Annotated in this window: 17 protein-coding genes; 11 read left to right on the forward strand and 6 right to left on the reverse strand. The window is 75.1% G+C overall.

What is annotated here, in order from left to right:
• Window positions 1-9: 9 nt before the first annotated feature.
• Together AMK13_RS14470 and AMK13_RS14475 are read left to right on the forward strand one after the other, a co-directional pair.
• Window positions 10-669 (forward strand): RNA polymerase sigma factor, encoded by a 660-nt coding sequence (locus AMK13_RS14470; RefSeq protein WP_074002462.1) that lies wholly within the window; start codon window positions 10-12, stop codon window positions 667-669.
• Window positions 666-1,799 carry a CU044_5270 family protein gene (locus AMK13_RS14475; protein ID WP_074002463.1) on the forward strand — a complete coding sequence of 378 codons (1,134 nt, stop codon included), beginning with the start codon at window positions 666-668 and terminating at the stop codon, window positions 1,797-1,799. Before AMK13_RS14470 ends, AMK13_RS14475 begins: the two co-directional genes overlap by 4 nt.
• A gap of 104 nt (window positions 1,800-1,903) precedes the next feature.
• Here the strand turns inward: AMK13_RS14475 and AMK13_RS14480 are convergent, their stop codons facing one another.
• Window positions 1,904-2,809: an NADP-dependent oxidoreductase gene (locus tag AMK13_RS14480; RefSeq protein WP_074002464.1), complete on the reverse strand. Its 906-nt coding sequence runs from the start codon at window positions 2,807-2,809 to the stop codon at window positions 1,904-1,906.
• Window positions 2,810-3,088: 279 nt separating this feature from the next.
• Between AMK13_RS14480 and AMK13_RS14485 the strand changes: the two genes are divergently transcribed.
• The 3 genes from AMK13_RS14485 to AMK13_RS14490 all read left to right on the forward strand — a co-directional run bounded on the left by AMK13_RS14485 (window position 3,089) and on the right by AMK13_RS14490 (window position 5,153).
• Window positions 3,089-4,525: an MFS transporter gene (locus tag AMK13_RS14485; protein WP_074002465.1), complete on the forward strand. Its 1,437-nt coding sequence runs from the start codon at window positions 3,089-3,091 to the stop codon at window positions 4,523-4,525.
• A gap of 89 nt (window positions 4,526-4,614) precedes the next feature.
• Entirely contained in the window at window positions 4,615-4,779 is a 165-nt protein-coding gene (locus AMK13_RS43470; RefSeq protein ID WP_158077700.1) for a hypothetical protein, read from the forward strand.
• A gap of 50 nt (window positions 4,780-4,829) precedes the next feature.
• A complete protein-coding gene (locus tag AMK13_RS14490; protein WP_241852877.1) occupies window positions 4,830-5,153 on the forward strand; it encodes a hypothetical protein in 324 nt (107 codons plus the stop codon).
• Between the two features lie 24 nt (window positions 5,154-5,177).
• On the opposite strand, the gene AMK13_RS14495 is transcribed toward AMK13_RS14490, so the two are convergent.
• Window positions 5,178-6,116 carry a LysR family transcriptional regulator gene (locus AMK13_RS14495; RefSeq protein ID WP_074002467.1) on the reverse strand — a complete coding sequence of 313 codons (939 nt, stop codon included), beginning with the start codon at window positions 6,114-6,116 and terminating at the stop codon, window positions 5,178-5,180.
• A gap of 72 nt (window positions 6,117-6,188) precedes the next feature.
• Here AMK13_RS14495 and AMK13_RS14500 point away from each other — a divergent pair, with 72 nt between their 5' ends.
• The 3 genes from AMK13_RS14500 to AMK13_RS14510 all read left to right on the forward strand — a co-directional run bounded on the left by AMK13_RS14500 (window position 6,189) and on the right by AMK13_RS14510 (window position 8,705).
• Window positions 6,189-7,076: an SDR family NAD(P)-dependent oxidoreductase gene (locus tag AMK13_RS14500; protein WP_074002468.1), complete on the forward strand. Its 888-nt coding sequence runs from the start codon at window positions 6,189-6,191 to the stop codon at window positions 7,074-7,076.
• 40 nt (window positions 7,077-7,116) lie between these two features.
• Entirely contained in the window at window positions 7,117-8,046 is a 930-nt protein-coding gene (locus AMK13_RS14505) for an SDR family NAD(P)-dependent oxidoreductase (RefSeq protein WP_074002469.1), read from the forward strand.
• Between the two features lie 155 nt (window positions 8,047-8,201).
• The gene (locus tag AMK13_RS14510; RefSeq protein WP_074002470.1) at window positions 8,202-8,705 is read left to right on the forward strand and encodes an allene oxide cyclase barrel-like domain-containing protein; all 504 of its coding nucleotides are present in this window, start codon (window positions 8,202-8,204) and stop codon (window positions 8,703-8,705) included.
• 247 nt (window positions 8,706-8,952) lie between these two features.
• On the opposite strand, the gene AMK13_RS14515 is transcribed toward AMK13_RS14510, so the two are convergent.
• On the reverse strand, window positions 8,953-9,669 hold the full coding sequence (locus tag AMK13_RS14515; protein ID WP_074002471.1) for a TetR/AcrR family transcriptional regulator: 717 nt from the start codon (window positions 9,667-9,669) through the stop codon (window positions 8,953-8,955).
• A gap of 123 nt (window positions 9,670-9,792) precedes the next feature.
• Here AMK13_RS14515 and AMK13_RS14520 point away from each other — a divergent pair, with 123 nt between their 5' ends.
• Window positions 9,793-10,494: an NAD(P)-dependent oxidoreductase gene (locus tag AMK13_RS14520; protein WP_074002472.1), complete on the forward strand. Its 702-nt coding sequence runs from the start codon at window positions 9,793-9,795 to the stop codon at window positions 10,492-10,494.
• A gap of 139 nt (window positions 10,495-10,633) precedes the next feature.
• On the opposite strand, the gene AMK13_RS14525 is transcribed toward AMK13_RS14520, so the two are convergent.
• Together AMK13_RS14525 and AMK13_RS14530 are read right to left on the reverse strand one after the other, a co-directional pair.
• Window positions 10,634-11,533: a hypothetical protein gene (locus AMK13_RS14525; RefSeq protein ID WP_074002473.1), complete on the reverse strand. Its 900-nt coding sequence runs from the start codon at window positions 11,531-11,533 to the stop codon at window positions 10,634-10,636.
• A 66-nt stretch (window positions 11,534-11,599) separates the two neighbouring features.
• Complete coding sequence (locus AMK13_RS14530) at window positions 11,600-11,881, reverse strand: metal-sensitive transcriptional regulator (RefSeq protein WP_049651130.1); 282 nt, start codon at window positions 11,879-11,881, stop codon at window positions 11,600-11,602.
• 311 nt (window positions 11,882-12,192) lie between these two features.
• On the opposite strand from AMK13_RS14530, the gene AMK13_RS14535 reads away from it, so the two are divergent.
• Window positions 12,193-14,439 (forward strand): heavy metal translocating P-type ATPase, encoded by a 2,247-nt coding sequence (locus AMK13_RS14535; RefSeq protein ID WP_074002475.1) that lies wholly within the window; start codon window positions 12,193-12,195, stop codon window positions 14,437-14,439.
• Window positions 14,440-14,601: 162 nt separating this feature from the next.
• Window positions 14,602-15,144, forward strand: coding sequence for a hypothetical protein (locus tag AMK13_RS14540; protein ID WP_074002476.1), 543 nt, complete (start codon window positions 14,602-14,604; stop codon window positions 15,142-15,144).
• A 45-nt stretch (window positions 15,145-15,189) separates the two neighbouring features.
• Here AMK13_RS14540 and AMK13_RS14545 read toward each other — a convergent pair whose 3' ends face one another.
• A complete protein-coding gene (locus tag AMK13_RS14545) occupies window positions 15,190-16,986 on the reverse strand; it encodes a protein kinase domain-containing protein (RefSeq protein ID WP_074002477.1) in 1,797 nt (598 codons plus the stop codon).
• Window positions 16,987-17,250 lie beyond the last annotated feature (264 nt).

A 17,250-nucleotide genomic window follows, 5' to 3' on the forward strand; every position in this document is an offset into this window, starting at 1 on the left:
GAAGCACTCATGAGAACGCGTCTGCGCCGCGGCGACCCCGACGTCCTGGGCGAGCTCTACGACGAGCACGCCCAGGTGCTGTACCGCTACGCCCTGCGCGTGACGGGCGACTGGGCGGAGGCCGAGGACGTCGTCTCGACGACCTTCCTGGAGGCGTGGCGGGGCCGGGAGCGGCTGCACCCCGACGGCGACGGCCTGTGCCCGTGGCTGCTGGGGATCGCGACCAACGTCATGCGCCGCAACGCCCGCGCCCGGCGGCGCCGCGACCTCGCGCTCGCCCGGATCCCGGAGCGCGGCGCCGTCCCGGACTTCTCCGACGACCTGGTCGCGCACCTCGCGGACGTCGAGGAGCTGCGGGCCGCGCGCCGGGCGCTCGCCCGGCTCCGGCGCCGGGATCGGGAGGTCTTCACGCTGGTGGTGTGGGCCGGGCTGGACTACGCGAGCGCGGCGGAGGCGCTCGGCACGCCGGTCGGGACCGTCCGCTCGCGGCTGTCCCGGGCGCGGGCCCGGCTGCGCGAACTCACCGAGGCCGAGGCCAGGGCGGAGGCGAAGGTGAAGGCGAAGGCCGAAGCCAGGGCCCGCGCCGCCGCTCCCGCTCCCGCCCCCGCCCTGCCCGTACCGGGCCGCCTCCCCGCGCTCCGGCCGTCGACCCAGGAGAGCCACGGATGAACGCCACCCCGCGGCGCGCCGCGCAGCGCCCGGCGTCCGAGGAGTCGGAGCGCCGCGAACTCGCCGGGCTGCTGCCCCCGCCGGCGGTGCCCGGCCTGGACGCGGACCGCCGACTGCTGTTGAGGGAAGCGCTGTTGCGCCAGGCCGCCGAGCCGCAGGGCCGCCCCGCTCCGCGAGCCCCGCTCCGGCGTCCGGCCGGGCGCCCGGTCCGGCGCTCGGCCAGGCGTTCGGCCCGGTTCCGGATCGCGGTGCCTGCGCTCGCCTGCGCCCTGGCGGTGGTCGGCGTCGTGGCGTCGGACCTCGGGGGCGCGGGAACGCCCGGGCGCGACCACGCGGCGGTGGCGGGAGGCGGTGCGACCGGTGGTTCCGAAGCCGTACGGCTGCTCGACCGCATCGCCCTCGCCGCCGCCGGATCGGAGCAACCGGCGGTCCGCGCCGACCAGTTCGTCTACATCGAGAGCAGGGTCGCCTACGCGGCGCAGAGCGCGGGCGGCGGCCCCGTGACCATGGCGCCCGCGCACACCCGGCAGGTGTGGCTGTCCGCCGACGGCAGTCGCCCCGGCCTGCTGCGCGAGGAGGGCGGGCCGGACACCCGGCTCGGCGAGGACGGGCCGGTCCTCCACCTCGACCAGCCGGGGGCGACGGCCCGGCCCGAGGCGCCCGGCGGGGGAGTCGGCCCGTCGGTCGGCGAACCGACCCACGCCTTCGTCGCCGCGCTGCCCACCGACCCGGACGCCCTGCTGCGGCTGGTCAGGGAGCAGACCCGGGGCCAGGGCCAGGACCCGGACCAGCGGGCGTTCACGGCGATCGGCGACCTGCTGGCCGAGACCTGGGCGCCGCCGCAGGTCGGCGCCGCGCTCTACCGGGCGGCCGAGCGGATCCCCGGGGTCACGGTGGTCGCCTCGGCCGTCGACGCCGCCGGGCGCGAGGGCGTCGCCGTGGCCCGTACGGCGTACGGGCGGCAGACGCAGTGGGTCTTCGACCGGAGCACGTACGCCTTCCTCGGCGAGCGCACGGTCCTCGCCGAGGACGGCGAGGCGGGCCCGGCCGGGACGGTGGTCGGCACCTCCGCGGTCCTCGCCCGGGCCGCCGCCGACCGCGTCGGCGAACTCCCGCCGCCAGTACGGTAGTCCGGTGCCGGCCCACCCCCGCCGGGTTCCTCCACGAGGGCCCCGGTGCGGTGGGCGCGGCCCGGCCGAGGGCCGCTCGCGGGTGAGGCGGCCGAGGGCGGCGGTCAGAACGTCACGACGATCTTCCCGGCCAGGCCGCCCTCGCGGAACCGCTCGTGCGCGGCCCGGATCTCCTGGAGCCCGTACGTGGCGTGCACCCGCGGCCGCAGGGCGCCGGCGTCGACGAGCCGGGCCAACTCGGCCAGCCCGGCGCCGTCCTCGCGCACCTGGTGGACGGTGGTGCGCACGCCCCGGGCGGAGAGGTCCGGGACGGGGCCGGCCTGGGTGGCGATCGAGGCGTAGCGGCCGCCGTCCGCGACCGCGTCGGTGACGAAGGCCCCGAAGGTGTCGAAGACCGCGTCGTAGCCGCCGCCCCGGAAGGCGGCGGGGTCGGTGGAGACGAGCCCCGCGCCGTGCTCGCGGGCGAAGCCGGCCTGTGCGTCGCGGGAGACCAGGGCGTCGACCTCGACGCCCCGCGCCCGGGCTATCTGCAGGGCGAGTCCGCCGACCGCGCCGGCGGCACCGGCGATCAGCAGCCGCTCGCCGGCGGACACCGCCAGCCAGTCCAGCGTCTGCAGGGCCGTCAGCCCGGGCAGCGGCAGCGTGGCGGCCTCGACCAGGCTGACCGCCCGCGGCGCGACGGCCACCGCCGCCGCGGGGAGGACGACCAGGTCGGCCCAGGTGCCGCGGGTGGTGCCGAGCTGGTGGGACATGGCGATGACCCGTTCCCCCGCCTCCAGCGGGCTGTCGCCGCCGTCGACGACGACGCCGGCCAGGTCCCAGCCGAGCGTCGTCGGCAGCGGGGGAGTGCCCTCGCCGATGGCCCCCTCCCGGGTCTTGTCGTCGACGGGGTTGATGCCGCTCGCGACGGTCCGGACCAACACCTCCCCGGGGCCGGGCGCGGGCCGGGGGGTCTCGACGAGGTCGAGAACCTCGGGGGTGCCGAAACGGTCGATCTGGATGGCGCGCACGGAGGGCCCTTCACGAGGCGGGTGCTGACGCCTGGTGAAACCCCGCCGGTGGACGCCGGATTCCCCGCCCTCGCGGGCTGCCTCCCGCCGCCGGGCCCCGTTCCCCGCCGCCCCGGCTCCGTTGACTAAACCCTACCCCCCTAGGGTATGTTCTCGGTCGTCCTCACCGGGGTCGTCGACCGGCACATCCACCGTGCCCGTCCTGCGAGTTGACGATCCCCGGCGATCGCCGCGAGGCACCGCCTCCGGCCGATACCCCTCACAGAAAGGGAGCAAGAGATGGCAACCGACAGCACCGGGCCCGACCCCCGGAGGTGGCGCGCACTGGCGCTGATCGCCGCCGCGCAGTTCGTGGTGATCATGGACACCTCGATCATCGGGGTGGCCCTGCCCAGGATGAAGGACGCCCTCGGCTTCGGTCAGGAGGACCTGTCCTGGGTGTTCAACGCGTACGTGGTCGCCTTCGGCGGCCTGCTCCTGCTCGGCGGACGGCTCTCCGACCTGCTCGGCGCCCGCCGCCTGTTCAGCGCCGGCTGGGCGGTCCTCGGCGCGGGCTCACTGCTCGCCGGCCTCGCCGGGAACGTGCCCACCGAGCTGGCCGGCCGCGGCGTCCAGGGCCTCGGCGCCGCCCTCATCGCCCCCTCGGCGCTCACCCTGCTGATGACGCTCTTCGGCGGGAACCCGAAGGAACTGACCAAGGCCTTCGCCCTGTACGGCGCGGCGGCCCCGGCCGGCGGCACCGCGGGCGTCTTCCTCGGCGGCCTGATCACCCAGTACGTCAACTGGCCCTGGGTGTTCTACATCAACATCCCGGTGGCCGCGGTCGCGCTGCTCGCCACTCCCGCGCTGATGCCCTCCGCGCCCCGGCGCCGCGGCGGCATCGACCTCGTCGGCGCGCTCACCGTCACCGCCGGACTGGCCGCCGCCGTGTACGCCGTCGTCCGCGCCCCGGAGGCGGGTTGGGCCTCCGCGTCGACCCTGCTGACCCTGGCCGGCGCGGCCCTGCTGCTGGCCGCCTTCCTGGTCGTCCAGGGCAGGCGCCGCGAGCCGCTGATGCGGCTGGGCATCTTCCGGGTGCCGAACCTCGGCGCCGCCAACCTCGCCCAGTTCCTGCTGGCCGCGGCCTGGGTGCCGATGTGGTTCTTCCTGAACCTCTACCTCCAGCAGGTCCTCCACCTCGGCGCCTTCGCCAGCGGCGCGGCCCTGCTGCCGATGACCGTCGCCATCATGGGCATCATGATCACCCTGGCGCCCCGGCTGATCGCCCGCTTCGGCCCCAAGGCGCTGGTCGTCACCGGCATGCTCGCCCTCGGCGCCGGCCTGGCCGGGCTCTCGCTGGCCCGCCCGGACGGCAACTTCTGGACCGACGTGCTGCCCGCCTCCCTGCTCGCCGCGACCGGCATGGCGCTCGCCTTCATCCCCTCCCTCGGCACCGCGATCTCCAGCGCGCCCCCGGAGGACGGCGGCCTCGCCTCCGGCATCGTCAACACCGGCTACCAGGTGGGCTCGGCGCTCGGCCTGGCCGCGATGACCGCACTGGCCGGCGCCCGGACCCCGGACGCCACCGTCCAGGGTCTGACCTCGGGCTTCTCCGCGGCCTTCCTCGGCGCCGCGGCGATCGCGGTGGCCGGGGGCCTGCTCGCGGCGGCCACCCTGCGCACCCCGCGCCCCGGGCGCGCGGACGCGGCCGGGACGAAGTCCGCGACGGCCGCGTGAGGCCGCCCACCACCCCGTCCGCCCCGTCGGGGGCCGCGTCCACCGACGCGGCCCCCGACGGCCGTACCCCCCCCACGAAGGAGCCCTCGATGACGCACCACCCGGCCCCCGCCACACGCCCGCCCGCCCTGCTGCGCGCCGTACGCCACCCCGTCACCCGCTGCCTGATCGCCTGTCTGGCCGGCACCGTCGCGGCGGCCGTCACCGCCGACCCGGCCCGTGGCACCCCCGCCCCCTGCCGCCCGGGCCGCTGACCACTCGCGCCCGCACTCGATCCTCCGCTCCTCACGTACGCTCCTCGGTCGTGGACTTCACCCCCGAAGCACTCGCCGAGCTCGCGCGGGCCGGAGACGCCGCCGCACTGCGGCAGGCTCTGCCCGTAGCCCTGCCCTGGTGCACCGTCCTGCCCGACGGGGACCTCGACACCCTGATCACCGAACTGGCCGACACGGCGCGCGGCGCGGTGGCCCCGGACGACCTCGCCCCGGTGGAGCTCCTGCTCACCCAGTGGCAGCACAGCGCCGAGGTGTACGCGGACCCGGCCCTGCTCGCCGTCCTCACCCGCGAGCCCGAGGCCGACCTCGGGCCCGTCCCGCCGCCCGGGGCGGACCGACGAGCCGCGGACTGACCCGCGGACTGACCCGCGCGGGGCTCAACGGCCGTTCTCCGGCCCGCCGTTCGCCTCCGCCACCGCCGCCGCGCGCAGCGCCGCCGCCAGGCGGCGGACCGGGTCGGTGGGCGGCTGCGGGAGGCGGGCCAGCAGCAGGCGCCGCACCTCCTGCGGGCCGCCGCGTACCGGCAGGACGCGTACGCCGGGTGGTGCGGCGGCGGCCATGGCGGGGGAGACGGTGGTCAGCCCGCCGCCGGCCGCCACCAGGTGCAGCTTGGCGAGCCAGTCGCGGGCGGTGTGGGCGATCTCGGGCCGTTCGTCCAGCCCCGGCCACACCCCCATCAGCCGGTCGGCCCCGGCGGACGGCCCGGCGATCCACCGCTGCCCGCGCAGGTCGGCCACGTCGACGTACTCCCCGCGGGCCAGCGGGTGCGCCGCGGGCACGGCCAGGCACAGGGCGCGCTCGGTGAGGGTCTGCAGCACCAGGGGCGGCGACTCGGTGTCCGGGGCGCGGAACGGCGGGGCCGAGGAGAGCAGGGCGAGGTCGATGCCGCCCGCCCGCAGGGCCCGCGCCAGCGTCGCGGTGCCGCCCTCGCGGCTGGTCACCCGTACCCCCGGGGCGCTGCGCCGCAGCGCGGCGAGGGCCTGCGGGACGAGCGTGGTGCCGGCGGTCGGCACCCAGCCGAGCCGGACCGTCCCGCCCTCCTCCGGCCGACCGGACAGTTCGCGGGCCGCCGCGTCGATCTCCTCCAGCACGACGGTCGCGTGCCGCATCACCACCCGCCCGGCGGCCGTCACCCGGACGCCCTCGCGGCGCCGTTCCAGCAGCTCCGCGCCCGCGGCCCGTTCGATCGAGGCGATCTGCCGGGACACCGCCGACTGGGTGTACCCCAGCGCCTGCGCGGCCGCCGTGAAGGTGCCCTGCTCGGCCACGGCCCGGAACACCCGCAGCGCGGTCAGCGAGACGTCCGTGAAGTCCATGACGTCTACGCATAGCAGAGGTGCGAGAGTTTCGTTGGACTCATGGAGGCGCCGGTTCCTACCGTGGTCGGTATGAGCGATCCCCGCACCGCCCTCGTCACGGGGGCCAACCAGGGCCTTGGCCGGGCCCTCGCCGAGGGACTGGCGGCCCGCCTGCGGCCGGCCGACCTGGTCCTGCTCACCGGCCGCAGCGAGCAGCGCGTCACCGAGGCCGCCCGCCAGGTCGCCCGGTCGGCCGGCACCCGCGGCCGCGTCGAAGGGCGGGTCCTGGACGTCACCGACACCGAGGCCCTCGCCCGCCTCGCCGACGAACTCCGGCAGCGACACGGCGGCGTCGACATCGTCCTGTCCAACGCCGTCGCCCGGCTGCTCCCCGGCGAGTCGCAGTCCGAGCGCGCCGACGAGTTCATCGACGTCTCCAACACCGCCACCCACGCCGTGCTGCGCGACTTCGCCCCGGTGCTGCGCCCCGGCGGCCGGCTGCTCGTGGTGGCCAGCAGCCTGGGCACCCTCGGTCACCTGGACCCCCGGCTGCGGCACCTGTTCGACGGCGCGACCCTCGACCAGGTGGAGTACGCCGTCGAGTCCTGGCGCACCGCGATCCACCACGGCACCGCCGAGGAGGCGGGCTGGCCGCGCTGGCTGAACGTGCCCTCGAAGGTGGCCCAGGTGGCCGCCGTCCGGGCGGTCGCCGCCGAGCGGCGCGAGCGCGACCTCGCCGCCGGCATCCTGATCGCCTCCGTCTGCCCGGGCATGGTCGACACCGCGACCTCGCGCCCCTGGTTCGGCGACTACCGCGAGGCGCGCCCGCCGGCGGTGGCGGCCGCGGACATCCTGGACCTGGTGTTCGCCGAGCCCGTCGACCCGGCCCTGTACGGCGAACTCGTCCGCGCGGGCCGCCCGCTCGACTGGTACGGCGGCACGCCGCCGACCGAGCAGGACCGCCTGCTCGTACCGTGAGGGCGTCGACAACACCCGTCCCCCGAAGAGGAGTTCACCGATGAACGCGATCAGCACGCCGTACGGCTTCGCGACCACCGCCGCCGAGGTCGCGCAGGGCGTCCACCTCACCGGCCGCCGCGCCGTGGTGACCGGCGCCGCCTCCGGCCTCGGCACGGAGACCGCCCGGGTGCTGGCCGGCACCGGCGCCGCCGTCACCCTGGCCGTCCGCGACGTGGCGGCCGGGCGGCGGGTCGCCGAGGAGATCACCGCGGCCACCGGCAACCGGGAGGTGCACGTCGGCCGACTGGACCTCACCGACCTGGCCTCCGTCGCCGCGTTCGCGGAGGCCTGGCAGGGCCCGCTGCACATCCTGGTGAACAACGCCGGCGTGATGGCCTGCCCGGAGCGGTACACCGAGCAGGGCTGGGAGTGGCAGTTCGCCACCAACCACCTGGGGCACTTCGCCCTCGCCACCGGCCTGCACCGCGCGCTCGCCGCCGACGGCGCCGCCCGGATCGTCTCGGTCAGCTCCAGCGCCCACCAGCGGTCGCCGATCGTCTGGGACGACGTCCACTTCGCCTTCCGCCCGTACGACCCGTGGCTCGCCTACGCCCAGTCCAAGACCGCCAACGTCCTGTTCGCGGTCGAGGCGAGCCGCCGCTGGGCCGACGACGGCATCACCGCCAACGCCCTGATGCCCGGCGCGATCCTCACCAACCTCCAGCGCCACACCGACGGCCGGGGCAGCGGGACCATCCCGCCCGAGCTGATGAAGACGGTCGCCCAGGGAGCGGCGACCTCCGTCCTGCTCGCCGTCTCACCCCTCCTGGACGGCGTCGGCGGCCGCTACTTCGCCGCCTGCGACGAGGCCGAGGTGCTCGACCGCCGAGGCGTCCCGCTGCAAGGCGTCGCGCGCTACGCGCTGGACGGCGAGAACGCCCGGAGGCTCTGGGACCTGTCGGAGGAGTCGGTGAAGTCCTCCGGCTGACCGCCGCTCGGACCGGACCGGACCGGCTCCGCTGTGAGCCGATCATGCCCGCGAAGGTATGGCGCGATAACGGGATTGGTCTTGGAAAAGGCCGGCTCGCGGGTCATAGCGTCGAGGGAGTTCGCGCACGAGTTCACAGCGAAGGGGGAGCCTCCATGGGCACCAACGGAAGCAGCAGCAGGTACCTGACGGCCAGGAGGTTCGTCGCCGCCGTGCTGGCCACGGCCGCGATCGGATTCGCCGCAGTGGGCACCGCGGACGCCGACAGCCTGCGGAGGGGGCGCGTCGAGGTGCTCGAACTCAAGGTCCAGAACGACCAGTACGAGGTTCTGGACCTCGGCCAGGCCGGGCCGAGCCTGGGCGACATGGACGTCTACTCCGGCGCCACCGTTCAGGGCGGCCGCAGCGTCGGACGCGGGGGCGGATCGTGCCAGGTCGTCCAGCTCCACGGTGGGGAGGTGACGAAGCAGTGCCTCATCACCATGGAGGTCGAGGGCGGCTCCCTGACCATGCAGTCGCTCTGGACGAAGGGAACGAGCGCCCCGCTCGACATGGCCGTCACCGGTGGTACGGGCGCCTATGCCGGCGCGCACGGAATCGTCCGCTTCTGGGACATCGGCACGCCGGACGAGCGGGCGCGGGCCGAGATCCAGCGCTGACTGCGCCTGAGGGCCGGACGGGAGTGGATCGGAGGTTCCGGCCCGTCAAAGGGCAGGTGGTGTGAGGCGGGAAGGTTTGCGCGAGAAGTAGGCCTGGCCGACTTCTCGCGCAACTGCTTTCAGGTGTTGGTGGTTGTGGACAGGTGTGAGGCCCCCGACCCGCACGAGGTCCTGAGCCGGTGTTCCGCTCCTCCTCACCTCACCGGGCCGCGGGACAAGCCCGATCCGGGCTGTGCGGCGGAGCCGCTCAGCCCTGGTGGGGGATGCCCAGTGCTCGGACGAGCTGGGCCAGTTCCTCGCGGAAGAGCTTGTCCGGGCTGGCCATCTGAGTGTGGAGGTGGCCGTAGATCTCCAGTGACACCAGGCCGTGCAGGTGTCCCCAGATGCGCAGGGCGAGTGCGACGGCGGCGGGGGGCAGATCCGGGAAGGCCTCGCGCACCTTGTCGCGGAGCCCGGGGTCGAAGTCGGGCCACTCGAACGTGCTGTCTCGGTAGAGGTGTTCGGTGTGGGGCCAGGCAGCCGCCGCGAGTGCGGCGAGTCCTGTGCACACCCGGCGCGCGGCGTCCGGGGCGGCGCCGCCCTCGGGGGCGTGGTAGCCGGGGACCGGGTCACCGTAGACGAGGCGGAAGCCCTCGGGGTTGGCGACGGCCCAGTTCCGGAAGGCGGTGGCCCATGCCTGGATCCGGACCGCCGGGTCCTTGGCGGGGGCGGCCTCCCAGGCCGCGTCCACGGCGTCGGCCAGCGCGGTGTACACGTCGTTGATGAGCGTGGTGACCAGATCGTCGCGGGTGGCGAAGTAGCCGTAGATGGCGTTGGCGGTCATGCCCATCTCTCGGGCGATGGCCCGCAGCGTGATGGCGTCGGGGCCGCCTGAGGCCATCAGCGCCAATGCCACGCTCTTGATTTCGGCCGTCGTCTCGGCGCGCAGCCGCTCGCGTCGTCCTGTGGTCCCGGTAGCCGCCATGCGGACACTCTACAGTGTCACCAGATTGGTTGGCGTATCGAAACTTCACGCCGTATAGTTTTCGCCGTGGCGACCGACGGTCCGTCATGTCGCCGTATTCGCAGGTGGGTTGAGGGGAGAACCATGCACATCGGAGTCATCGGCGCCACTGGCGGCATCGGCAGCCGGGTCGTCACCGAGGCGCTTCAGCGCGGACACCTGGTCTCGGCCTTCGGTCGGGACACTTCACGGATCAAGGAGACCCGCGAGAACATCACCTGGGCCGACGTCGACGTCCTCGACGCGGCGAGCATCGCGGCCGTGCTGCCCGGCCTGGACGTGCTGATCAGCGGATTCCAGCCGGGCAACGCCGCCAAGGACTTCGCCGACACCGTCCGTCGCTCCATCGCCGACCCCACGGTCTACGCGACTGCCGCCCGCGCGCTGCTGACGGCACTGGAGAGCCACCCCAGGACGCGCCTGCTCGTGATCGGCGGTGCCGGAAGCCTGGAGGTCGAACCGGGCGTGGTGCGCGCCGACCATGACGAGCTGATCCATGAGAGCCTCGACGCGCTCGGACTGCCCCGGGAGTACGCGGCCGCCGTGCGCGGCCACCGGGACGCCCTGACCGTCCTGCGAACCTCGAATCGGCTGTGGACCTACTTCAGCCCGGCCGAGGACATCGCTCCCGGCGAGCGTACCGGCCGTTTCCGGACCGGTGGTGACCAATTCGTCCTGGACGCGGACGGACGCAGTCGCATATCGGTGGAGGACGCCGCGATCGCCCTGGTCGACGAGGCGGAGCTGCCGCGCTTCGTCCAGCGCCGCTTCACGGTGGGGTACTGAAAGGTCGTAGTCGAGATCCACCCGGGAACCTCTCTCCTCGCCGTGCTCCGGCAAGCCGCTCCACACCCGATCGGGTGAACAGCAGAGGTGCCGGGCGATCCCCCCGCGGGATCGCCCGGCACCTCTCGTACGGGCCCGCTCAGTGCTGGTGGCCGGCCGGGGCGGCGGCGCCTTCCGTCGTCACGGTGAAGGCCGCCGTGTGGACGGTGTCCTGGTGCTTGAAGTCCAGGAAGAGGCGGTAGCTGCCGGGGCTCGGGGCGGTGGTGGTGAAGCCGATCTCCGGGCCCGGGGTGCCGGTGTCCGGGTGGACGTGCAGGTAGGCGAGGTCGCCGGCGCGCAGGGCGACGAGGTGGCCGTACGCGCCGAGGTAGGGCTGGAGGTCGGTGACCGGCCGGCCGTCCTTGCTGACGCCGAGGGTGAGCGTGCCGCTGCGCCCGGGCGTGAGGTCGCCGCCGAGGGTGACGGTGTAGCCGTCGACGGTGACGGTCCGTCCGGTCTCCGGCAGCGGGGCGGGCCGCAGGTCGCCCGCGGCGTGCAGGTCGGCGCCGAGGGTGAGCCCCTCGGTCGCCCCGGCCGGGGTGAAGTCCGCGAAGACCCGGTACTCCCCGGCGGCGGGGACGGCGGTCTGGGCGCTCCAGGTGCCGTCGGCGGCGAGGGTCGGGTGCAGGTGCTGGAAGGTCGACAGGTCGCGCGGGGCGACGATCAGGTGCAGGTCCTTCTCGTGCTGCTGCTGGTAGGCGGTGACGGGCTTGCCGTCCGTGCCGAGGATGCGGAAGCGCAGGTCGGTGGGGGAGCCGGCGGTCACGAACGGGTTCTCGACGCTGAGCGTGTAGCCGCGTTCGGAGACCTGCAGCCCGCCGGGCAGGTGCTCGGCGCCGCCGTCCGTCGGCTCCGCGCCGTGCCCGGCGTGCCCGCCGTGCGCGGCGGTGGCGGGCTTGGGGGAGGGGCCGTTGCCGGTGGCGTGGCCGACGCCGAGGGCGAGGCCGAAGGCGGCGGCGAGCCCGGCGGTGAAGGCGGTGATGCGCAGCGGGGTGTTCATGGCGGCGTTTCTCCTCGTGATGCGGGACGGCAGGACGGCAGGACAGAAGGGGGACGGGCCGGGCGCTCAGGCCCGCATGAGCCGGGCGATGGCCTGGGTGGCCTCGGCGACCTTGGCGTCCGCCTCGGCCCCGCCGCCCGCGATGGCGTCGTGGACGCAGTGGGCGAGGTGGGAGTCGAGCAGCTGTAGCGCCACGGACTGGAGGGCCTTGGTGGCGGCGGAGACCTGGGTGAGCGTGTCGATGCAGTAGGTGTCGGTGTCGACCATGCGCTGGAGGCCGCGGATCTGGCCCTCGACGCGGCGCAGGCGGCGCAGGAGCTGGTCCTTGTCGTTGTGGTAGCCGGCCATGGGGTCCTCCTCGGGTTCCGGCGGGGGCTCGGTGCGACGTGATGCGACTTGATGCGGCTCGACGCGCCTTGGTGCGCCTTGGTGCGTCTCGATGCGGCTCGACGCCGCTCGATGCCCACGAGTGAATACCCCATGGGGGTATCAAGTCAAGCAGTCGCCGCCCCCGAAAAATACGGGCAGGGGGTATCCGTCAGGTCTTGCGGACGATACCCCTCAGGGGTATAAATGAACCCGGCACCGCCCGATACCCCCCATGGGTACGAGGGCCCGGCCGCCGAACGTACCGCACGACGACGTCACGAGGAGCGACGATGACTACGCAGGCACCCGCCTCAGCGGAGGTGGAACTCTCGATCGGCGGCATGACGTGCGCCTCCTGCGCGGCCCGGATCGAGAAGAAGCTCAACCGGATGGACGGGGTCACGGCCAGCGTCAACTACGCCACGGAGAAGGCGAAGGTCTCCTTCGAGGGCGGGGTCGAGGTCGCCGACCTGATCGCCACCGTCGAGGCCACCGGCTACACCGCCGCGCTGCCCAAGCCCCCGGCCGCGGAAGGGGGTTCGGGCGCCGGGCAGGCCGAGCCGGCCGACGAACTGGCCCCGCTGCGCCAGCGGTTGTTCACCGCCGTGGCGCTCGCGGTGCCGGTGATCGCGATGGCGATGGTGCCGGCCCTCCAGTTCGACAACTGGCAGTGGCTGTCGCTGACCCTCGCCGCACCGGTCGTCACCTACGCCGCCTGGCCGTTCCACCGGGCCGCGTTCACCAACGCCCGGCACGGCGCCGCGACCATGGACACCCTGGTCTCGCTCGGCACCACCGCCGCGTTCCTCTGGTCGCTGTGGGCGCTGTTCTTCGGCGACGCCGGGATGCCGGGCATGCGGCACGGCTTCGAGTTCACCATCGCCCGCGGCGACGGCTCGTCCAACATCTACCTGGAGGCGGCGGCCGGGGTCACCGCCTTCATCCTGGCCGGCCGCTACTTCGAGGCGCGCTCCAAGCGCACCGCCGGGGCCGCGCTCAAGGCGCTGCTGGAACTGGGCGCCAAGGACGTGACGGTGCTGCGCGGCGGGGCCGAGGTGCGCATCCCGATCGCCGACCTCGCCGTGGGCGACCGCTTCGTGGTCCGGCCGGGCGAGAAGATCGCCACCGACGGCACGGTGGTCGAGGGCGCCTCGGCGGTGGACGCCTCGATGCTGACCGGCGAGTCCGTCCCGGTCGAGGTCGGGGTCGGCGACAACGTCACCGGCGCCACCGTCAACGCGGGCGGCCGGCTGGTGGTCGAGGCCACCCGGGTCGGCGCGGACACCCGGCTGGCCCGGATGGCCCGGTTGGTCGAGGAGGCGCAGAACGGCAAGGCCGCCGCCCAGCGGCTGGCCGACCGGATCTCCGCGGTCTTCGTCCCGATCGTGATCATGCTCGCCCTGGCCACCCTCGGCTACTGGCTGGGCACCGGCGAAGGCTGGACCGCCGCCTTCACCGCGGCCGTCGCCGTGCTGATCATCGCCTGCCCGTGCGCCCTGGGCCTGGCCACCCCGACCGCGCTCATGGTCGGCACCGGCCGCGGCGCCCAGCTGGGCATCCTGATCAAGGGCCCCGAGGTGCTGGAGACCACCCGCACGGTGGACACCGTCGTCCTGGACAAGACCGGCACCGTCACCACCGGCCAGATGACCCTGCTCGCCGTGCACACCGCCGAGGGCGTGGACCGGGCCGAGGTGCTGCGCCTGGCCGGCGCCCTGGAGCACGCCTCCGAGCACCCGATCGCCCGGGCCATCGCCACCGCCGCCGCCAAGGCCGGCGAACTGCCCGCCGTCGAGGGCTTCGAGAACGTCCCGGGCCTGGGCGTCCAGGGCGTGGTGGACGGCCACGCCGTGGTGGCCGGCCGGGAGGGCCTGCTGAACGAGTGGTCGCAGTACCTGCCCGAGGCGCTGGCCGAGGCCAAGCGCACCGCCGAGGCGGCCGGCCGCACCGCGATCGCGGTCGGCTGGGACGGCGAGGCCCGGGCCGTGCTGGAGGTCGCCGACGCGGTCAAGCCGACCAGCGCCGAGGCCATCGGCAGGCTGCGGGCCCTGGGCCTGACCCCGGTGCTGCTCACCGGCGACAACCGGCTGGTCGCCGAGGCCGTGGCGGCCGAGGTCGGCATCGGGCCGGAGCACGTGATCGCCGAGGTCATGCCGCAGGACAAGGTCGACACCGTCAAGCGGCTGCAGGCCGAGGGCAAGGTCGTCGCGATGGTCGGCGACGGCGTCAACGACGCGGCCGCGCTCGCCCAGGCCGACCTGGGCCTGGCGATGGGCACCGGCACGGACGCCGCCATCGAGGCCGGCGACCTCACCCTGGTCCGTGGCGACCTGCTGGCCGCGGCGGACGCCATCCGGCTCTCCCGCAAGACCCTGGCCACCATCAAGAGCAACCTGTTCTGGGCCTTCGGCTACAACGTCGCCGCCCTGCCGCTGGCCGCGGCGGGTCTGCTCAACCCGATGATCGCGGGGGCCGCGATGGCCTTCTCCTCGGTCTTCGTGGTCGGCAACAGCCTCCGGCTGCGCCGCTTCCGCTGAGCAGCTGAGCCGCGGAGCCGCCGGGCCGGTCCGCACCGCCGGGCCGCTCCCACCGCCGGGCCGAGGCCCCGGAACCCCACGAGGGTTCCGGGGCCTCGGTGCGCGCCGCCGCCGCAGACCCTGGCCGACCAGCGCCGATCGCCCGCGACTAGAGTCCGACCCATGGACGAAGACACCGCGCTCTGGCACCGGATCGCCGACCTCCTGCCCGCCGACGCCGCCCAGGGCGTCAAGGACTGCCGGGCGGTCGGCGAGCAGGAGAGCGGGCTCGGCCTGCTGGTCGAGGGCCTGCTCGCCCGCCAGATCCCGATCGGCGGCACGGACCGGGCGCAGATCTCCGTGCTCACCGAGGAGTGGGGGGAGCGCGAGCGGCTCGCCCCCGGCCTGCTGCGCTGCCCGGGCGACGGCGCGCCCGCCCCGGTACGGCTGCTGGACGGCGAGCGCGACGAGGCCGAGGTGGTGACGGGATGGAGCGAACCGGAGCTGGCCGACCTGGTCCTCGTCCCGTGGATCGGGTGCACCCGCTGCGGCCGGACCCTGCTGCGCGCCCACACCTGGGAGCCCTGGGACGACTTCTCGTACCACGCCGAGCGCTACGTGATCAGCACGCCGGACGGCCGCCGGGCGGAACGGATCCTCCCGCGGGACGCCGCCAGGGCGGCCTTCGCCGAGCTCCTCCACGGCTGCCCGGAAGCCACGGCCTGACCCCTCCGACGAACTGCTCCAGGGCTGCCCGGAAGCGCACCGACGCTAACCCTCCTCCGGCAGCTCCACCGCCTGCCAGCGGTACGCCGCGTCCTCCTGCCACACCTGCAACTCGCCCTCCACCACCGCCGCCAGGCACAGCCGCCAGTCGTCGCCGATGGCCAGCGCGACCCGGGTGGCCGGGCGCAGCGTGGGCCGCCACCAGCGCGGCCGGCGGGACGCGCCGCCGGCCGGCAGCCGCAGCCGTACGCCGCCCGCTCCGGCCAGTGCGACGGTCGGGCCGCCGCGGTGGCCCACCATGGCGAGGCCGAGCGAGGGCTCGCCGTCGCCGATCTCCGTTCCGGCCTCCGTTCCCGCCCCGGCTGTCCCCGCCCCCGCGCCCAGCGTGTGCAGCTGGACGGAGCCGTCCGCCCGCAGCACGGCGGCCTGCGGTCCGGCGGAGGTGCGGGCCAGCGCCCCGGCGCGCAGCGGACCGGCCGGGCCCACCGGGACGGGCGGTCGGGCGGCGCCGGGCCGCCAGCTCAGCAGCCGTTCGCGGTGCTCGACCAGCAGCAGCCAGCTGCCGGGCCGCTCCTCCTCGGCGGCGAGCACCCGGTCGGCCGGGCAGCCGGGGTGCTCCTGGCCGGTGAGGGTGCGGCCGGGCGCCCAGCGGTACGAGCGCAGCGCGCCGCCGACGGCCGCCCACACCGTCATCTCCCCGGCCGAACCGACCGCGCCCGCCAGGCCGTTGACCCCGCGCGCGGCCTCCCACCAGCCCGCGGCCGTACCGACCCACAGGGTGCCGCCGCGGTCCTCGGCGCAGACCACCAGCTCGCCCGGGTGTCCGGCCCAGCCGGCCGTCAACTCCCGTACGGCGGAGAGGCCCTGGCCTGCCGGGAGGGCCCGGCCGGGGCTGCCGGGCCCGGTCAGCGCGGTGCCGTCGGCGCCGCCGGTGACCACCAGCGGGCGCCCGGCCGGGTCGGGCAGCACGGCCAGGCCTGCGGTACGGGCCACCGGCCGGTGGGCGCGCAGCAGTTCACGGCCCCGGGCGGCCCACGGGCCGAGCGGGGCGGGGCGGCGGTCCGGGTCGCGGGCCAGCGGCTCGCAGGCCCAGCGCGCCAACTCCTCGCCGTAGCCCGCCGCCAGCAGTTCGGCGCGGGCCTGTTCGGCGGCCAGCCGGTGGTCCAGGCGGCCGTGGTCGGGCAGCAACAGGGTACGGGCGAGGGTGCCGACCGCGAACAGGTCCTTGGCGGTGGTCGGGAAGCCGCCGACCTGCTCGGCCTCCGGCGGGACGTGCCCGGGGGTGAACACCGCGACGGTCAGGGCGTGGTCCAGCGGGGCGAGGAAGGTCAGGTCGATCAGCTTGACCTGCCCCTGGCCGTCCACCAGGACGTTGGCGGGGGAGATGTCGCGGTGCACCCAGCGCTTGCGGTGCAGCTCGTCGACGATCCGGCAGAGCCGGGCCAGCACCTCGGCCACCGCCGGCGGGCCGCCGCGCTGGCCGCGCGCCCAGGTGTGCAGCGGCACGCCCTCGACCCAGGGCGAGATCTGGTAGCCCAGCAGCGCGCCGCCGGGCGGGGTGCCGGGCCGGTGCGGGGAGGGGCCGAGCAGGAAGCTGGGCACGACCAGGTCGGTGACGCCCAGCCGGTGCGCGTTGTGCGAGACGTCGTCCCAGCGGCCGAGCCAGCGCCGCACCTCGCCCGGGTCGCGCTCCAGCATGATCTTCGCGGCGACCAGTTCCTTGCGCCCGTTGTGCCCGGTGCGGACCGCCCGCCACACCTCGGCCTCGCCGCCCCGGTGGTGGAACTCCAGGAGTTCGTACTGCTCGGGGTCGAACTCCGGCCCGAACCGGAGCCCGGGCACCCAACGCGACTCCGACACTCGACCCCCGACGGTTGACCGCTGTTGACGCGCCGGTTCAGGTACCGCCGGTGCGCTGCTGGCTGTGCTGCCGTTCCGCTCCCGACGAGCTGCTGCTGTGCTGCTGTCGTACGGCTGCCGCGCTGCCCAGGATAGTGCGCTTTCCTGTTCGGCTGTCCGATCGAGGGCCTATTCTGATGGCGCCCGAGCAACATCACGACACGACGTCAACTCATGATCTCCAGAAGCCAGTTGGTCATGGGATGG

Source organism: Streptomyces sp. CB02056, from assembly GCF_001905545.1.
Taxonomy (GTDB): Bacteria; Actinomycetota; Actinomycetes; order Streptomycetales; family Streptomycetaceae; genus Kitasatospora.